15 protein-coding genes are annotated in these 16,913 nt (G+C 64.7%); 8 read left to right on the top strand and 7 right to left on the bottom strand.

Going from position 1 to position 16,913, the window contains the following annotated elements:
- Positions 1-219: 219 nt before the first annotated feature.
- Positions 220-1,065, bottom strand: a complete 846-nt coding sequence (locus tag FYJ91_RS18315; protein WP_149523748.1) for an OmpA family protein — start codon at positions 1,063-1,065, stop codon at positions 220-222.
- A 320-nt stretch (positions 1,066-1,385) separates the two neighbouring features.
- Positions 1,386-2,519, bottom strand: a complete 1,134-nt coding sequence (gene dinB / locus FYJ91_RS18310; protein ID WP_149523784.1) for a DNA polymerase IV — start codon at positions 2,517-2,519, stop codon at positions 1,386-1,388.
- Positions 2,520-2,702: 183 nt separating this feature from the next.
- On the opposite strand from dinB, the gene FYJ91_RS18305 reads away from it, so the two are divergent.
- Positions 2,703-3,191: a hypothetical protein gene (locus FYJ91_RS18305; RefSeq protein ID WP_149523747.1), complete on the top strand. Its 489-nt coding sequence runs from the start codon at positions 2,703-2,705 to the stop codon at positions 3,189-3,191.
- 258 nt (positions 3,192-3,449) lie between these two features.
- Positions 3,450-4,151, top strand: coding sequence for a response regulator transcription factor CtrA (ctrA, locus tag FYJ91_RS18300; protein WP_149523746.1), 702 nt, complete (start codon positions 3,450-3,452; stop codon positions 4,149-4,151).
- Positions 4,152-4,253: 102 nt separating this feature from the next.
- Here the strand turns inward: ctrA and FYJ91_RS18295 are convergent, their stop codons facing one another.
- The gene (locus FYJ91_RS18295; RefSeq protein ID WP_181008575.1) at positions 4,254-5,120 is read right to left on the bottom strand and encodes a TauD/TfdA dioxygenase family protein; all 867 of its coding nucleotides are present in this window, start codon (positions 5,118-5,120) and stop codon (positions 4,254-4,256) included.
- A 58-nt stretch (positions 5,121-5,178) separates the two neighbouring features.
- Positions 5,179-6,516, bottom strand: coding sequence for an alginate export family protein (locus FYJ91_RS18290; protein ID WP_246152721.1), 1,338 nt, complete (start codon positions 6,514-6,516; stop codon positions 5,179-5,181).
- A 161-nt stretch (positions 6,517-6,677) separates the two neighbouring features.
- On the opposite strand from FYJ91_RS18290, the gene FYJ91_RS18285 reads away from it, so the two are divergent.
- From FYJ91_RS18285 to FYJ91_RS18260, 6 genes are all read left to right on the top strand, one after another.
- Complete coding sequence (locus tag FYJ91_RS18285; RefSeq protein ID WP_149523744.1) at positions 6,678-8,111, top strand: circularly permuted type 2 ATP-grasp protein; 1,434 nt, start codon at positions 6,678-6,680, stop codon at positions 8,109-8,111.
- On the top strand, positions 8,111-9,046 hold the full coding sequence (locus tag FYJ91_RS18280; protein ID WP_149523743.1) for an alpha-E domain-containing protein: 936 nt from the start codon (positions 8,111-8,113) through the stop codon (positions 9,044-9,046). Before FYJ91_RS18285 ends, FYJ91_RS18280 begins: the two co-directional genes overlap by 1 nt.
- Entirely contained in the window at positions 9,000-9,884 is an 885-nt protein-coding gene (locus FYJ91_RS18275; RefSeq protein ID WP_246152719.1) for a transglutaminase family protein, read from the top strand. The genes FYJ91_RS18280 and FYJ91_RS18275 overlap by 47 nt, the downstream gene beginning before the upstream one ends.
- A gap of 155 nt (positions 9,885-10,039) precedes the next feature.
- Positions 10,040-11,065 (top strand): FecR family protein, encoded by a 1,026-nt coding sequence (locus FYJ91_RS18270; protein WP_149523742.1) that lies wholly within the window; start codon positions 10,040-10,042, stop codon positions 11,063-11,065.
- A gap of 344 nt (positions 11,066-11,409) precedes the next feature.
- Positions 11,410-13,293, top strand: a complete 1,884-nt coding sequence (gene sppA, locus FYJ91_RS18265) for a signal peptide peptidase SppA (protein WP_149523741.1) — start codon at positions 11,410-11,412, stop codon at positions 13,291-13,293.
- Positions 13,278-13,814, top strand: coding sequence for a GNAT family N-acetyltransferase (locus FYJ91_RS18260; RefSeq protein ID WP_149523740.1), 537 nt, complete (start codon positions 13,278-13,280; stop codon positions 13,812-13,814). The genes sppA and FYJ91_RS18260 overlap by 16 nt, the downstream gene beginning before the upstream one ends.
- Before the next feature lie 141 nt (positions 13,815-13,955).
- Here the strand turns inward: FYJ91_RS18260 and FYJ91_RS18255 are convergent, their stop codons facing one another.
- From FYJ91_RS18255 to lpdA, 3 genes are all read right to left on the bottom strand, one after another.
- Entirely contained in the window at positions 13,956-14,597 is a 642-nt protein-coding gene (locus FYJ91_RS18255; RefSeq protein WP_149523739.1) for a hypothetical protein, read from the bottom strand.
- A gap of 64 nt (positions 14,598-14,661) precedes the next feature.
- The gene (locus FYJ91_RS18250) at positions 14,662-15,285 is read right to left on the bottom strand and encodes a trimeric intracellular cation channel family protein (protein WP_149523738.1); all 624 of its coding nucleotides are present in this window, start codon (positions 15,283-15,285) and stop codon (positions 14,662-14,664) included.
- Positions 15,286-15,460: 175 nt separating this feature from the next.
- Entirely contained in the window at positions 15,461-16,852 is a 1,392-nt protein-coding gene (gene lpdA / locus FYJ91_RS18245; protein ID WP_149523737.1) for a dihydrolipoyl dehydrogenase, read from the bottom strand.
- Positions 16,853-16,913: the final 61 nt, after the last annotated feature.

Genomic DNA, 16,913 nt, shown 5'->3' with positions numbered 1-16,913 from the left:
ACGAAAAGCGGGAGAGAACTGCGCGTAATGTAGCCGTTGTCGGGAACGCGGATTGCCAGCCTGACAGTCTGTTTGTGGGGCGCAAGCTGCCCTCCGCCCTTCACCAGATTTGGTTCGCCCACACAAAAAATCACCCCGGAGCCCAGTCCGGGGTGACACAACAGAATACGCTACTCGCACGGCATGCCGGGGCGGGTCCGAAGTCCCGCCCCGCGCGCATCACATATTGTCGACGCTCTTGCTGACCATCACGTTCACCGCGACGCGGCGGTTCTGTGCCTTGCCTTCTTCGGTGTCGTTGCTCGCCAGCGGATCGGCGGTGGCCATGCCGGTCGGGGTCAGCATGCGATACGGCTTCCAGCCGCACGCCTGCTGCAGATAGTTGATCACGCGGCTCGCACGCTTCTCACTGAGCGCCTGGTTCGTATCTTCGCTACCCGTCGAGTCGGTATAGCCGATGACCAGCAGCAGCGCATTCTCGGTCGCATTGGCCTGGGTCGCGGTCGAGCAGAGCTGTTCCTTGTCCTCGGCCGACAGGTTGGACTTGCCGGTGTCGAAGTGGACGTTGGTCGTGTGCTTGATATTATACTTGTCGATGTCGCCCACGCGGCCGCGCAGCGCTTCGGTCGCCGCGGCTTGTTCGACGAAACGCCGCTCGGTGGCGTTGCGGATCATCGTCGCGGTCTTCAGATCCTTGGTCTGGAAATTGATCTGGCTGGCAAGAAGATCGGGGCCACCCTGCATCGTCTTGACCGTCACCGGCAGGCCGTTGAGCAGCGAGTCCGAGGAGCGCTTACCCTTAATCTTCGTCGCCTGGTTGATCGCGACAACCGTGCTGTTGCCGTCGGCGGTCGTCACCTTCAGCTTATCGCCTTGGCGCGCGGAGATGACACCCTTGATCTCCGGTCCCTTAGTCAAAGTAACCGGATCAGCCGCCGGCACGCCGTTGACGAGAATACTCGGATCGACCGCATCCTGCTGTTGCGCAGACAAGCTGCCCGCGATGGGCAGGGCAACGATAGCAAGAACGGCATAAAGACTTGGCCTGTTGGCAATGACACGCATGTAGCGACTCCTCTATCCTGTCCCCCGGCTGACATTGCGTGTCCAGAACGACCTTTCTGCTGGATGAACGCTGGCCGTGACAGCGTTCATGTTGCCGATGACGCGAGCGTGAAGTGCGGCGAATTGATGCAAAGTGTGTCGGGAGCGTCTCAAAATCGCGCTGTCCTACAGGCGCCTTCGGTGCCTAGCTGTCCGCATGCCGCATTCGCACACCTTCTCCCCCTCCGCTGTTCGGGGACTGCCGTTGCGAGCGATTCTCACGCGACGTAGTGACAACTTCCACAACTTCCCGGCCGCTCGGGAGCCCCGCGACTCGCCTGTCAGGGAAAGGCGATCAGCTCGAGTTCCAGCTGCTCCGCCTCGATCTCGGGACCGTCGAAGCCCGACAAGGTGACGCCCAGCAGGCGCACCCCCTGTTCGACCGGCTCCAGCGGCGCGAGCAGAGCCAGCGCGACCTCCGCCATCACCCCCGCATCATCGGTCGGGACAGACAGCGTCTTCGCGCGCGTGATCGTGCGGAAATCAGCATAGCGCAGCTTGATCGATACGGTGCGCCCCGCCTTGCCCGATCGCGCGGCGTGGCGCGCGACCGTTTCGCTCGCCTCGCGGAAGAAGGCGGCCATCTCGTCATGGGCGAAAACATCCTGAAAGAAGGTCGTCTCGTGCCCTATCGACTTACGGACCCGATCGGGCTTCACCTGCCGATGATCAATCCCGCGCGCGGCGAGATGGTAATAGTTGCCGGACTTGCCGAAATGCCGGTCGAGCAATTCGCGGCTCGCGCGGCGCAGATCGGCGCCGGTGTGGATCCCCAGCTTCTCCATCCGTTTCGCCGTGACCGGCCCGATCCCGTGGAACCGGCCGATGGGGAGCCTGGCGACGAAGTCCGCGCCCACATCGGGCCGGACCACGCATATCCCGTCGGGCTTGTTCTGGTCCGACGCGATCTTGGCGATGAACTTGTTGTACGAAACCCCCGCCGATGCGGTGAGGCCCGTCTCCGCCTTGATCCGCCGCCTGATCTCCTGCGCGATTGCGGTCGCCGATCCGAACTCGGGGTGCCCTGCGCTGACATCAAGATAGGCTTCGTCGAGCGACAGCGGCTCGATCAGCGGCGTGAAGTCGGCGAAGATGTCGTGGATCTGGCGCGACACCGTCTTGTAGGCATCGAAGCGCGGCTTGACGAAGACCAGATCGGGGCACAGCCGCCGCGCCTGCGACGATGCCATCGCCGATCGCACACCGTAAGCGCGCGCCTCGTAGCTCGCGGCCGCGACCACGCCGCGCTCGCGCGTGCCGCCCACCGCGACCGGCCGCCCCTTCAGCGCCGGATCGTCGCGCTGCTCGACCGAGGCATAGAAGGCGTCCATGTCGATATGGATGATCTTGCGGCCATCATATTCGGGCCTTTGGGCAATATCGTCAGGGGCGTCCACGGAACAAAGCCGATACAGCAGCGGGCCGCATCTAGGAAGCACCCGCTCCGCCGACTCGACCATAAGCCGGGTGGCATAGCCCGATCCGTGATCGTTGCATCGCTCTCTCCCACGCGCTTCGTCGCACGAATGCGGGAAAATCGGAACCCTGCCGGACACTTGGCGTTCTCTACCCGAATTCATTTTACACAGGAGTGAGCGATGGCGACCACCACCCGTACCCGCTCGACGGCCAAGCGTTCCACCACGCCGCGTCGTCGCACGACCACTGCAGCCGGCACCACCGGCACGCGCTCGGCAAGCGCGAAGACCGCCTCGACCCGCAAGAAGGCAAGTACCAAGGTCGCTGATCTGAGCACCCGCGCGCAGAAGGCGATCCAGTCGGTCCCGGTGAACCGCAAAACCGTTTCGATCGGTCTCGGCGCCCTCGCCGCCGCCGCGATCGCGGGCATCGCCGCCTATCTTGGCCGCGAACGGATCAGCAAGATCGCTTCGGACAGCCGCGAAAAGCTGTCGGATGCCACCGCGCAGAGCCGTGATACACTCAAGAAGGTCGCCGACGACGTCAGCAAGCTGGCGCATGACCGGATCGACGAAGCGCGCGACAACATCACGCGCCTGCGCGGCCGGGCCAACGGCAGCAGCACCGCCGAGTCGGCCGATCAGAGCGTTTCGGCTCTCGCGAGCTGATATTCGACGAAAGAGTTACCGCACGGCACCCTTTGGGAGCGGCGGGAAACGGAGCGGCCGGGTCTCAGGATCCGGCCGTTCTTTTTTGCGGCCGTTAACCGCGACGTAAGGCGACGGGCGATATGGTTCCCAAATTAAGTAGTGACCGCAATCTCTCTTAATCCCGCTTTAACCTTTTGCCTTCATATCTTCGATGGTTAACATCGGGGTTCCGATCAGCGGCAACGCGCTCGGAACGACACAGGCAAGGAACGACCAATGCGGGTTTTGCTGATCGAGGACGATCCCACCACGGCGAAGGCGATCGAGCTCATGCTCGGTTCGGAGGGCTTCAACGTCTATTCCACCGATCTCGGCGAAGAAGGTCTCGATCTGGGCAAGCTCTACGATTACGACCTGATCGCGCTCGACCTCAACCTGCCCGACATGCACGGCTATGACGTGCTCAAGAAGCTGCGCAACTCGAAGGTCCAGACCCCCGTCATGATCCTGTCGGGCAATGCGGAGATGGACTCGAAGGTCCGCGCCCTCGGCTTCGGCGCCGACGATTACGTCACCAAGCCCTTCCACCGCGAAGAACTGGTCGCCCGTATCCATGCGATCGTCCGCCGTTCGAAGGGCCACAGCCAGTCGGTCATCAAGACCGGCAAGCTGGCGGTGAACCTGGATGCCAAGACCGTCGAGGTCGATGGCGCCCGCGTCCACCTGACCGGCAAGGAATATGCGATGCTGGAGCTGCTTTCGCTCCGCAAGGGCACGACGCTCACCAAGGAAATGTTCCTGAACCACCTTTATGGCGGCATGGACGAGCCCGAGCTCAAGATCATCGACGTCTTCATCTGCAAGCTGCGCAAGAAGCTGGCGCTGGCCTGCGGTGGCGACAATTACATCGAGACCGTCTGGGGCCGCGGCTATGTGCTGCGCGATCCCGAAGAGGGCCAGGTCTCGCAGGTCGCCTGACCCGCGACATACCCGATCGTTACAGGCGAAGGCCGGACCCCACGGGGTTCCGGCCTTTTCCTTGTCTAGCATCCTCCCCCTGGCGGGGCAGATCAAGGATGCTCAGTAAGTTGCCGTATCCGCAGTATAATCCTCACCCCGTCCCAACGCCTTCACGCGCGGATCGCTGCTGTTGAAGTCGGGGCAGAGCTCGGCGAAGTCGTGATCGGCGACGCAGGCGCGCTGCAGCCGCCGACGCGCCACGCCCGCCAGATCGGGCCGCCCGTGCTGGAGCGCCAGATTGTCCCAGATCACCAGATCGCCACGGCGCCAGCGATGCTCGTAGATGTTGGCCGGCGCGTAGAGCAGCCCGAACAGCAGGTGGAGCAGTTCGTCGCTGTCGGCCTCGTACATCCCGCCCAACCGCACCGTCTGCATCTCGGTCACGTACAGGATCGGCTCGCCCGTCGCGGGGTGCGCGATCAGCGCGGGGCGTTCGGCGCGCGGCAGGATATCGGGGATCACCACCGGTATGGCGCGTCGCGACTGGACGATCGACATCAGCGCCAAAGCCGGCGTCTGCGACAGGCGATCGCGCAGCGCAGGAGACAAATGGCGCGCCGCCGCAATCCCGTTTGCGAACCGCGTCACCGTTTCGCCCTCGGCCACATCGATCGCGTGGAGCGACAGCACCTTGATCGGCTCCTCGGTGAAGATCAGGTCCGAATGGAAGGCGAGCGCGCTCGAACCCAGCGTCCCGTCGACGGACACCTCCCCCACCTCGCGCCCCGCCGGCAGGACGTCGCCCAACGTGCCAAGCGCCCTCGCCTGCTCGTCCTGGCTGAGATTCTGATTCCGAAAGACCAGCAACTTGTGCTCGGCAAAGGCCCTGCGGATCGCATAGCCTTCGACGGCATCGATCGGCCGCGACAGATCGAAATCGCTTTCGACGCCGAAGGGCGCCCCCACGATTGGCGCGAAGCCCGGCATCCCCATCTCCTCTCTTCTATTTTGAGAGGAGATTATGCTTCGGGACAGCGATGTCGAGTCAGAGGATAGCGAGCAGATTGAGCGACAGGTAAACCTCGCCCTGTCCCCGCGCATTCGGCGCGTCGCGCAGGAAGCCGCCGGCGGCGATGTAGGTCGCGTCGACCTCGAACTGGAGATGTTCGGGTATGATCCAGTATCGCCCGCGCCCATCGAACTGGTGTCCCGCAAACCGCCCCGCCCGCCCCGACGCATCGACCACCCCGGTCGTCGAGAAGGCGTCGGTGCGCGAATGGAGCCACATCGGGCGATAGCTGGCGTGGATGTCCGATCGTTTGTCGGGCGCCAGATCGATGCGCACTCCCGGCGACAGGATGTTGGCGCGCCCGATCGCCGCCAGCATTCCGGCGGGCGAATATTCGCCCCGCCGGAAGCCGAAGATCGTGTCGTACCGACCGTAGCGTCCCCCGCGCCGATCACCGCTCGCCACGTCGATGAACACGGACAGGCGCGGCCTCCAGCCCCCGGCCAAGGTGTAGCCCGCTTCGCCGTGAACGAACCATGCCAGCACGTCGAGCCGCCGCGCATTTACCGCCGCCGACGCGCTGATCGATCCGCGCTGATAGCCGCCCTCGACATCGAAATCGGTGGTGTCGGCCGCGGGTTTCCGGAATAGCCGGAGCGCGATCGTATCGAGCGAGCGATCACGGGTCGGTCGACCAGCCTTGTCCGCTTCGCCGAGATGAAAAAAGCTGAGTTCCCCGCTCGCTCCACCGAACAGCTTCGCGCGGCTCGCGACCCCGCCCCACAGGACCAGATCGAAACTCTCCTTGTCGATCGCGCGCTCCGCATCGATCACCGACTCGATATCATCGGGTCGGCGCATCTGGGGCAGCACATACACCAGAGTCGCCTGCCACTGCTTTCCCATACCGATGTCGGCGCGCAGCCCGGTATAGCCGTTCGTAGTGTTCCGATAATCGTCGGCCGCCACCAGCCGGCGCGACCCGAGGTTGAGCATCATCCGCCCCGCCGTCGCCTTCAGGGTCGTACCCGTCCCCAGCGCATCGCGAAGATCGACCTCGACGAACGCCTGTACCGGCTCGATCGTGTTGACCTCGCTCGTCCCGATCGCGCTGCGCCGGTCGACGCCATAGATTCGGCTGTCCCATAGCTCGCCGAGCAGTCGGATCGGCCCATCGCGATATTCGGCCTTCAGCGTCGTGCGCAGATTGTAGGCGGTGTCGTCGCTGCGGAAACCGGGCCGGATCTGACCATCGATCACCTCGATCCGCGCCCGCATCGTGGCGCCCAACGTCAGACCATCGGCGGCCCTGGCGCTTCCCGTGGCGGCCGCGCCCAGGCACAGCCCCGCGCCGATTTTCCATGCTGCCCCCACAGGCGGTCGCTTATCCACGATTTGTTGCGCTTCGCAATCGGAACAAGCGGGGTTCGGGCGGGTTTGGATTTCGAAATTGACCAGCCCATCTTCCCCTCTTGTGCAGCGCAGCGAAGCGTTGCAGTCTTTCCTCCGACGAAAATAAGAAGCACAAGGAGCTTATGGCGATCGAGCGCGCTTTCGACGAGATTTGGGGCTCCAGCGCGACCAGGGAGGGCAGGCCGGAATTCGCCGCCCTCGCTGACTGGATATCGTCCACCCCGCCCGCCGAACTCGATCGACGCCAGAAGGCGGCGGAGGCGGCGTTCCGGCAGCTCGGCATCACCTTCGCGGTCTATGGCGAGGAAGAAAGCGCAGAGCGCATCATCCCCTTCGACATCGTGCCGCGCATCTTCACCAAGAGCGAGTGGTCCAATCTCTCCGAAGGGCTGGTTCAACGGGTCGAGGCGATCAATGCCTTCCTCGCCGATATCTATGGCGCGCGTAAGATCCTGAAGGACAAGATCATTCCCGAAGAGTTGATCCTCGGGAATCCCCAATTCCGGCCGATGCTCGACGGCGCCAAGCCGCCGCACGGCATCTTTGCGCATATCTGCGGCATCGACCTGGTCCGCACCGGGCCGGGTGAGTTCTGGGTGCTGGAGGACAATGCCCGCACCCCCTCCGGCGTCTCCTACATGCTCGAAAACCGTGAAGCGATGCTGCGGCTTTGCCCCGAACTGTTCGAGATGTTTCCGGTCCAGCCAATCGATTCCTATCCCGACTCGCTGCTCGAAACGCTCCAGTCGGTCGCGCCCCGCCCCGCGGGTAAGCCGGTCTGTGTGCTGCTGACCCCAGGCCATTTCAATTCCGCCTTCTACGAACACAGCTTCCTGGCCGATTCGATGGGGATCGAGCTGGTCGAGGCCGCCGATCTCGAAGTCGACGACGACATGGTCTGGATGCGGACGATCGAAGGGCGCGTGAAGGTCGACGTCATCTATCGCCGGATCGACGACGATTATATCGATCCTCTGGTGTTCAAGCCGGACTCGCTGCTGGGCGTTCCCGGTCTGATCGCGGCCTATATGGCGGGCAATGTCGCGCTGGTGAACGCACCGGGCACCGGCATCGCCGACGACAAGGCGATCTACAGCTACATGCCCGAGATCGTGAAATATTATTCGGGCGGCGAAGCGAAGCTGCCGAATGTCGAGACCTATCGCTGCCGCGAGGCCGGCGCGCTCCAATATACGCTCGACAATCTCGACAAGCTGGTCGTGAAGCTGGTCGACGGGTCCGGCGGCTACGGCATGCTCGTCGGCCCGACCGCGACCAAGGCGCAGATCGAGGAGTTCCGCGCGGCTCTGATCAAGGAGCCGCAACGCTATATCGCGCAGCCAACCCTCGCGCTGTCGACCGTGCCGACGCTCACCGACAGCGGGGTTGCCCCGCGCCATGTCGACTTCCGTCCCTTCGTCCTGTCCGGTTCAAAGGGGGTGACGATCACCCCGGGAGGGCTGACCCGCGTCGCGCTCAGGGAGGGATCGCTCGTCGTCAATTCGAGCCAGGGCGGCGGCACGAAGGACAGCCTCATTCTGGCGGGAGACGCCTGATGCTCTCGCGCACTGCCGGATCGCTTTACTGGATCGGCCGCTATGTCGAGCGGGCCGAGTTCACCGCACGGCTGATCGAAGCGACGATCCGCCTCGATGCGCTCTCACCCCGGCCCGCCGGTCAGGGTGCGTGGGACAGCGCACTGCTCGTCGCCGCCGCCGATTATGATTTCGGGCTGACCAACGAGACACGATCGCCTCTTAACATCAGCCGCTATCTCACTCTTTCAGCTAGCAATCCTTCATCTATCCGATCCTGCCTGGATGCCGCACGCAGCAATGCCAAGTCGGTGCGCACCGCGCTCAGCCGTGACGCATGGGAGGCGATCAACCGCGCGTGGCTGAACCTGCGCGGCCGCGCGACAACGGGCGGCAATCAGTCCACGCTGAGCATCGTCGAAGCGATCCGCGCCGAGACACGCGGCTTCGAAGGCGCGCTCCATCGCATGCTCCGCAATGAAGCCTATGCCTTTATCGGGCTGGGTGCCGCGATCGAGCGCGCCGACAACACCGCTCGCCTGATCGACGTCAAATATCACCTGCTGCTGCCCGATGGCGAGCGGGTCGGCGGCCCGATCGACCGCGACCAGTGGACGACGATCCTGCATGCCGTCTCTGCCAACACCGCCTATCGCTGGCTCTACAGCGAGGGTCTGAAGCCCTGGCTCGTTGCCGAATTACTCTGCCTTCGCAAAGAGATGCCACGCAGTCTTGCCGCGTCTGCCGAAGAAGTGGTGATGCATCTCAACGCCATCGGGAAGCGCACCGGCCTTCAATCCGAAGCCGATCGCATCGCACGCATGCGCCAGAGCACGATCGAGCGGACCAGCATCGATACGATCTTCAGCCAGGGCCTCCACGAATGGCTTAGCGCCACGATCGCCGACAATGGACGCATCCATCAGGCGATCGGCGCGCAGTTCCGGTTCGGCTGAGATGCGCATCCTGATCAGCCACCGCACCGAATATCGCTTCACCGAGCCGCAGGCGCGCGTCGTCCAACTGCTGCGGATGACGCCCGACAGCCATCTTGGTCAGAATATCGTCGACTGGCGGATCGAGGTCGATTGCGATGCCCGCCTGAAAAGCCGGCGCGACGGCTTCGGCAACATCGTGTCGATGCTCTATCTGGAGGGACCGATCGAGCGGATCGGCCTGAGCGTCACCGGCGAAGTGCTGACCGAAGATCGCGCGGGCGTCGTCAACGGTGCGGCGAACCTGCTGCCCGCCGGTGTGTTCCTGCGCCCGACCGAACTAACCACCGCGAACGCGGCGATCGCCACGATCGGCGCGCCCCACGGCATCAACGGCTCCGATCCGCTCGGCTGCGCGCACAGTTTGTGTGACGAGATCCACGAACGGATCGCCTGCACCGCCGATCGCAGCACCGACATGCGCTCCGCCGCCGAAATCCTGGAAGCTGGCGCAGGCTGCAGCATGGATATGGCGCACGTCCTTATCGCCACCGCCCGCGCCGCCGGCTTCCCCGCCCGCTTCGTCACCGGCTATCTGTCCGATGACGACGCCGCCCCGCAGCAGCGCCACGCACCGCATTTCTGGGCCGAACTCCATATTCCCGATTATGGGTGGATCGGCTTCGATCCGGCGCGCGAATGTTGCCCGGACGAACATTATGTCCGCGTCGCAATCGGCCTCGATTATCGTGACGCCGCCCCGATTTCGGGTGCCCGCATCGGCGGCGGCCACGAGGTGCTGCGCGTCGGCGTGGAGGTGTCGGCGGACGCGGACGGACAGCTACAGACACAGAATTAACAATCGCGCCGGAGATTTCCCGGCCTTCATAACCATTGTTCACAATTGCTGTGGCTTAATTCACGCCAAAGAGAGCCCGCTTGTGCGAATCAGGCGGGGCGGGTTGCGGTGCGCTGCAAAGCGTCCGATGCTGGACCCGTTTCAAAAGTGGGACGATGAAGCCGATGCGCGCGTGGAAGACATTGCTACTGACGAGCGCGTTGCTGCTGGGCGCCACGCGCGTCTCTGCGGCGGAGGAGCCACTGCCCTACACGATGAAGCAAGGCGATATCCTGCTCACGCTCGCGCGCGATTATATGACGAGGGAAGCCGACTATCTGGTCGTGCAGCGGCTCAACGGCATTGCCGATCCGCGCCGCATTCCCGTCGGCACCGTCCTGATGATCCCGCCCGCCATCCTGCGGACCGAGCCGGTGACGGGTGAGATCGCGTCATTCCGCGGCACCGTGACCGTCAATGGCAAGGATGCCGCGGTCGGCACCAAAGTGGGCGAAGGCATGCGCGTCGAAACCGGGCCTAGCGCCTTCGTCAGCATCCGCCTGCCCGATGCGAGCGCCATCTCGCTCCCCTCGCAAAGCCGCATCCTCGTGACCCGCCTGCGCCGCATCGCGCTCACGGGCGCCATCGACGATGATTTCAAGCTCGAGGCCGGCCGCGCGCGAATGAGCGTCACGCCCTTCAGGGACCCCGGCAGCAAGTTCCGCGTCACGACCCCGCTGTCGGTAACGGCCGTTCGCGGCACCGATTTCCGCGTCGCCTTCGAAGGCGAAGGCAAGGCGATGACCGAAGTCGTCGGCGGCAAGGTCGCCGTCGCGCCCGATGTCGAGAAGCCCACCACCGCGGTCGGGCGTGGTTTCGGCGTGATCGCTTCGCCGGACGGGGTCGGCGATCCGATCGCCCTCCTCCCCGCGCCCCAGCTCGCCAATATCGAGAAAACGGCCACCGGCGCCACGATCAGCGCGAAGCCGCTCGATGGCGCGCGGAAGTACCGGATCGCTCTGGCCGCCGATGCGCGCTTCACCGAGGTGCTCGACGAACAATTGAGCGACACGCCGTCGGCAAGCTTCGCTCTGGCGCCTACCGCGACGTTCTTCATCCGCCTGACCGCGATCGACTCCAACGGGCTCGAAGGCCTGCCGGGCACCTTCGCGTTGAGCGGCGCGGTACCGGCGACGCGCTAAAACCTTCCTCGTCATTGCGGCGTATTGAAACGATCCGGGCTGGAAACAGACGAGGTTGACAACCGCCTGCAGCGCGGGACTGTATTGCTGTTCCCCCGCGGATTGTCGCAATCAAGAGTGAAACAGGTGCGAACGAAGGCGGGGCCGAGGATCGGAATCGGCGCCAAAATCTCGCAGGAAGTGAAACCGCCAGCGACACTGTTTAGCCTCGCTCCACATACTTCCCGACGCCCGCCATCACGGAAGCATGGCAGAACGGCCCGCCCCTCTCAATGGCATGGACGCAGCATCGGTTCGGGCCTAGTTTCGTAGGCAAGATCCACGCGACCGAAAGACCATCCTGAATGAAGCTGTTGAAGGGCCTTTGGGCATTGCTGGTGGGCGTCAAGGACGCGCTCGTTCTGCTGGCGATGCTGATATTCTTCAGCTTCCTGTTCGTGGCGCTCTCGGTTCGGCCGACGACGTCCGGCGTCCCAACGACCGGCGCGCTGGTCGTCGACCTCACCGGCAGCCTCGTCGAGCAGCCGGCCGAGGCCGATCCGATCACGATATTGTCGGGCGGCGGCGGCGTGGCGCGCGAGCATCGGCTGCGCGATCTCGAACGCGCGCTCGACAGCGCTGCGAGCTCGTCCAACATCAAGGCGGTGGTCCTCGATCTCGATCGCTTCGCGGGCGGCAGCCAGGCGACGATCGCCGCCGCCGCGCGCGCGCTCGACAAGGCCCGCGCCGCCGGCAAGCCCGTTCTCGCCTATGCCACTGGCTATACCGACGACGGCTACCTGCTCGCCGCGCACGCGACCGAGGTGTGGCTCAATCCGCTCGGCGCGGTCGTGCTCACCGGCCCGGGCGGTGCGCGGCTTTATTACAAGGGGCTGCTCGACAAGCTGGGCGTGACGACCAAGGTGTATCGCGTCGGCATGTTCAAGTCGGCGGTCGAGCCCTACACCCGCTCCGATCAGTCGCCCGAGGCACGTGCCGCCAATCAGGCGCTGGCCGACACCTTGTGGGCTGCGTGGCAGGCCGATGTCGGCAAGGCACGGCCAAAGGCGAAGCTGACCGACTATATCGCGCATCCCGATCTCGCGAGCGTCGCGTCGAAAGGCGATATGGCGCAGGCGGCGCTCGCCGCGAAGCTGGTCGACCGGCTCGGCGACCGCAACGACTTCAACGCGCGCGTGTCGGCGATCGCCGGTGATGCGGGCGACGGTGGGGTCAACGATTTCAAGGCGATCCCACTTGACCGATGGGCCGACTCGCATCCCGAAAAGTCGAGCGGAACGCCGATCGGCGTGCTGACCATCGCAGGCACGATCGTCGATGGTCGCGCCGCACCGGGTTCGGCCGGCGGCGCCACCATCTCCGATCTGCTGCTGGAGGAGCTCAAGAAAAACCGGATCAAGGCGCTCGTCGTCCGCGTCGACAGCCCCGGCGGTTCGGTAATGGCGTCCGAACAGATACGCTCGGCGATCCTGCAGGCCAAGGCGCGCAGGTTGCCGATCGTCGTCTCGATGGGCGGTCTCGCGGCAAGCGGAGGCTATTGGGTGTCGACCCCGGCCGACAAGATCGTCGCCGATCCGTCGACCATCACCGGGTCGATCGGCGTCTTCGGCATCCTTCCCACCTTCCAGGGGACGCTCGCCAAGGTGGGGCTGTCGGCGGACGGGGTGAAGACGACCCCGCTGTCGGGTGAGCCCGATGTCCTGCGCGGCACCTCGCCCGAATTCGACGCGCTGCTCCAGGGATCGATAGACGACATCTATCGCCGCTTCACGGGCCTCGTCGCCCAAAGCCGCCATCTGCCCGTCGCCCGCGTGCGCGAAATCGCCGAAGGCCGCGTCTGGGCGGGCAGCACCGCCAAGGGGCTGGGCCTGGTCGACCAGTTCGGAAATGTCGACGATGCGATCGGCGAAGCCGCAAAGCTCGCTAAGCTCGATCCTAAATCGGTCCGCCCTCTCTACATCGAAAAGGCGCCGAGCAGCTGGAAGGAAATGCTCAAGTCGCTCACTCGGCCCGAGGACGAGAATGGCGACAGCGGGTCGATCGACGTGTGGAGCCGCGTCGCTGGCCGCCCCGACACGATGCTCCTGCGCGCGCTCGCCGATGCCCGCGAGGTGCTGACCGGCCCCGCAATCCAGGCGCGCTGTCTCGAATGCGCCTCCAACACACCGGTGCGCGCATCGCGTGACCAGAGTCTCTACGAAGGGCTGATCGCGTGGGCGACGCGCTGATCCGCGCCGCCACCCTCGCCGATATCCCAGCCATCGCAGCGATCTACGCTCCTTATGTGCGCGATACGATCATCAGCTTCGAGCTGGAGCCGCCATCCGAGACCGAGATGGCGCGGCGGATGGAGGGCATTGCCGCGCGTTATCCCTATCTCGTGATCGAGGAGGGCGGGCGCGTGCAGGGCTATGCCTATGCCGGCGCCTTCAACGATCGCGCTGCCTATCGCTGGGTGACCGAGACGACGATCTACCTCGCGCAATCCGCCAAGGGTCGCGGGTTGGGTCGTCGCCTTTACGCCGCGCTGCTCGACGACCTGCGCGCCCGCGGCTTCAACGCCGCGACCGGCAAGATCAGCCTGCCCAATCCCGAAAGCGTCGGCCTCCACGAAAAGCTGGGCTTCACCGTCGTCGGCGCGCACCACAAGGTCGGCTGGAAGTTCGACGCCTGGTGGGACATGGGCGTCTTCCAACTCGACCTCGCACCGCGCGAGACGCCGCCGAGGGAGCCGAGGTTCGGGCCTTAACAATCCTCTCCCGGAGGGAGAGGGGGACCACCCGCAGGGTGGTGGAGAGGTATTAGCCGGCAGCGACGCACTCTATCTCTAGCTACCCCTCCACCGGCTTCGCCGGTCCCCCTCCCCCTCCGGGGGAGGATTTGAACCACCTTACCCAAATTTCGCCGTGCACATCTTCATCGTTTCGGCCGGAGCGCCCAGCTTCGCCATATCGCTCAGCGCCTCGTTCTTGAGCGCCTGGGTCTTGGGGAAACTGTTCGCGCCCTTCGCCTTCATGCCGGCACCCACGGGCGCGTCGAGCGCGCGCTTCATCTTGTCATAGCCGGCAAGTTCGTTTTGCCCCTTCTCGTCGATCGTCGCGACCGATCGGCGCAGGAAATCGGCAAGCGCATAGCAGCCGAGTTGCGCGTCGGCCTTGGCGGCCGGTAGCTCAATCCCGCTCGTCTTCACCGTCACCGGATAGGCTTGATCGCACGGCGCTTCGAGCTTCTGCCACTCGCCGGCGGTGATCTTCTCCTGCAGCTCGCCCATCTTCTTGGCCACGGCAGAGGCGCGTTCGGTGTCGAAGGTATCGCCTTCCGATCCAGCCAACATCGCATAATGGGTGATGCGCAGCTGTTCGGCGAAGGGCAGCTCGGCCTTGATGTCGGCCTGCGCTGCCCGCGCGCGCGCCGCACTCACCACCGCGCAGGTCGCAGCCTTGTCGACCGGATCGGCCGGCAGTTCGAGGGGCTTGGGGCCGCAGCTCGCCAACAGACCGGTGGTTAGAAGAAACGGCAGAAATCGACGCATCGCTACATCCCGTGTCATGACTATTACGGGAGAGATACGTTCGCGATACGCCGGGGTTCCCCCCTCAGCGACGATATGCGGGAAGCGCGAGACCGCGCGCAATCGCCAGCGCGCGCAGGATGAAGCCTGCCAGCGCACCCACCGACGCAGCCACGAACGGATCGAGGCCCAGCAGGCTCAGCGCCACGAACAGCCCTGCGGCGAGCGCCGCCGCCGTTACGTAGATTTCCGGCCGCAGCAGGATCGATGGTTCGCCCGCCAGCACATCGCGGATGATCCCGCCGACGCACGACGTCACCACCCCCATCGCGAAGGCCGGCAGCGGCGGGATGCCGTAAGCCAGCGCCTTCCACGCGCCGAACACCGCATAGGCCGCCAGCCCCAGCGCATCGAACCAGTCGAGCGCCCTCTCCCGCCACCAGCGACGCGGCGTGACGTAAATCAGGATCGCGGCGGCCAGACATACGAAGATCGGGCGGTTGTCATGCATCCAGAAAACTGGCGCACCGATCAGCAGATCGCGCACCGTGCCGCCCCCGGTCCCGGTCACACCCGCGAAGAACGCGAACGTGACCGCCGTCTGCCTGAGCTTTGCGGCCGCCAGCGCACCCGACGCGGCGAACAAGGCGATCCCGATCGTGTCGAACATCGGCAACACGCTGCGGACGAGGGTGAAGTCGGGGTGCATGGGTCGGCTTTATCCGACACTTTTCAGAACGTCACGCTCCACCCAATCCTCCCCCGCCAGGGGAGGTGTCAGCGCAGCTGACGGAGGGGGAGGATACGGGGACGCTAGTTGGTTGCGCCCTCCCCCGTCCGTCCCCTTTGGCGCCACCTCCCCCTGGCGGGGGAGGATAAAGGGGTCAGATGTGGATCGGCTTGCCGGTCACCGCCATCGCGGCTTCCTTGATCGCTTCCGAATGGGTCGGATGCGCATGGCAGGTGTAGGCGATGTCTTCGGACGTCGCGCCGAACTCCATCGCCTGCGCGGCCTGCGCGATCATCGTGCCGGCGACCGATGCGATGATGTGGACGCCCAGAACCTTGTCGGTCTTGGCGTCAGCGATCACCTTCACGAAACCGTCGGGCTCGTGGTTGGTCTTGGCCCGCGAATTGGCCATCATCGGGAACTTGCCGACCTTGACCTCGCCGCGTTCCTTGGCCTGCTCCTCGGTCAGTCCCACGCCCGCAATCTCGGGCATGGTGTAAACCACGCCGGGGATGACATCGTGATTCACGATGCCGGTGAGGCCCGCGATATTCTCCGCCACCGCAATGCCCTCATCCTCGGCCTTGTGCGCGAGCATCGGGCCGGGGACGACGTCGCCGATCGCCCAGATGCCGGGCGTGGCAGTGTCGAAATCGTGACCGATCTCGATCTGGCCGCGCTTGTTGACGGTCAGGCCCGCACGCTCCAGCGCGAGGCCGTCGGTGTTCGGACGGCGGCCGATCGACACCAGCACCGCATCGGCCTCCAGCGTCTCGGCCGCACCGCCGGCCGCCGGCTCGACGGTGACGGTCGCGTTGCCACCGTTGATGGTCACGCCAGTCACCTTGGTGCCGAGCTTCAGCTCCATGCCCTGCTTCTTAAACAGCTTGGCGGCTTCCTTGCGGATTTCACCATCCATGCCAGGCAGCAGCGCATCGAGGAACTCGACCACCGTCACCTTGGCGCCAAGGCGCTTCCACACCGATCCGAGTTCGAGCCCGATCACGCCGCCGCCGATCACGACGAGATGCTTGGGCACCTTCGTGAATTCGAGCGCGCCGGTCGAAGATACGACGATCTTCTCGTCGATCTCGACACCCGGCAGCGGAGTCACCGACGATCCGGTCGCGATCACGATGTTCTTGGCGCGGTAGCTCTTGCCCGCGACGTCGATCGTGTCCTTGCCGGTGAAGGCGCCGTGGCCCTTGAGCCATTCGACCTTGTTCTTCTTGAACAGATATTCGATGCCGCCGGTCAGGCCCTTCACGGCATCCTTGCGCTGGCCCTGCATCGTATCGAGGTCGAGTTCGACCGTCGTCTTGATCCCCATCTTGGCCAGCTCGCCATTGGCGGCCTTGTCGTAAAATTCGGACGCATGGAGCATCGCCTTCGACGGGATGCACCCGACGTTCAGGCAGGTGCCGCCCAGCGTCTCGCGGCTTTCCACGCACGCGGTCTTCAGCCCCAGCTGCGCCGCGCGGATCGCGGCGACATAGCCGCCGGGGCCGGCGCCGATGACGATCACGTCAAAATCATAGTCGGACATTATATCGGTCCTCATTCAGAGGATGAAACAGGCCGCCCACCCAAGCTTGCTCGGGATGGGC

The sequence above is a fragment of the Sphingomonas montanisoli genome (assembly GCF_008274695.1).
Lineage (GTDB): Bacteria > Pseudomonadota > Alphaproteobacteria > Sphingomonadales > Sphingomonadaceae > Rhizorhabdus > Rhizorhabdus montanisoli.
This window is presented reverse-complemented; position numbering and strand designations above follow the sequence as displayed.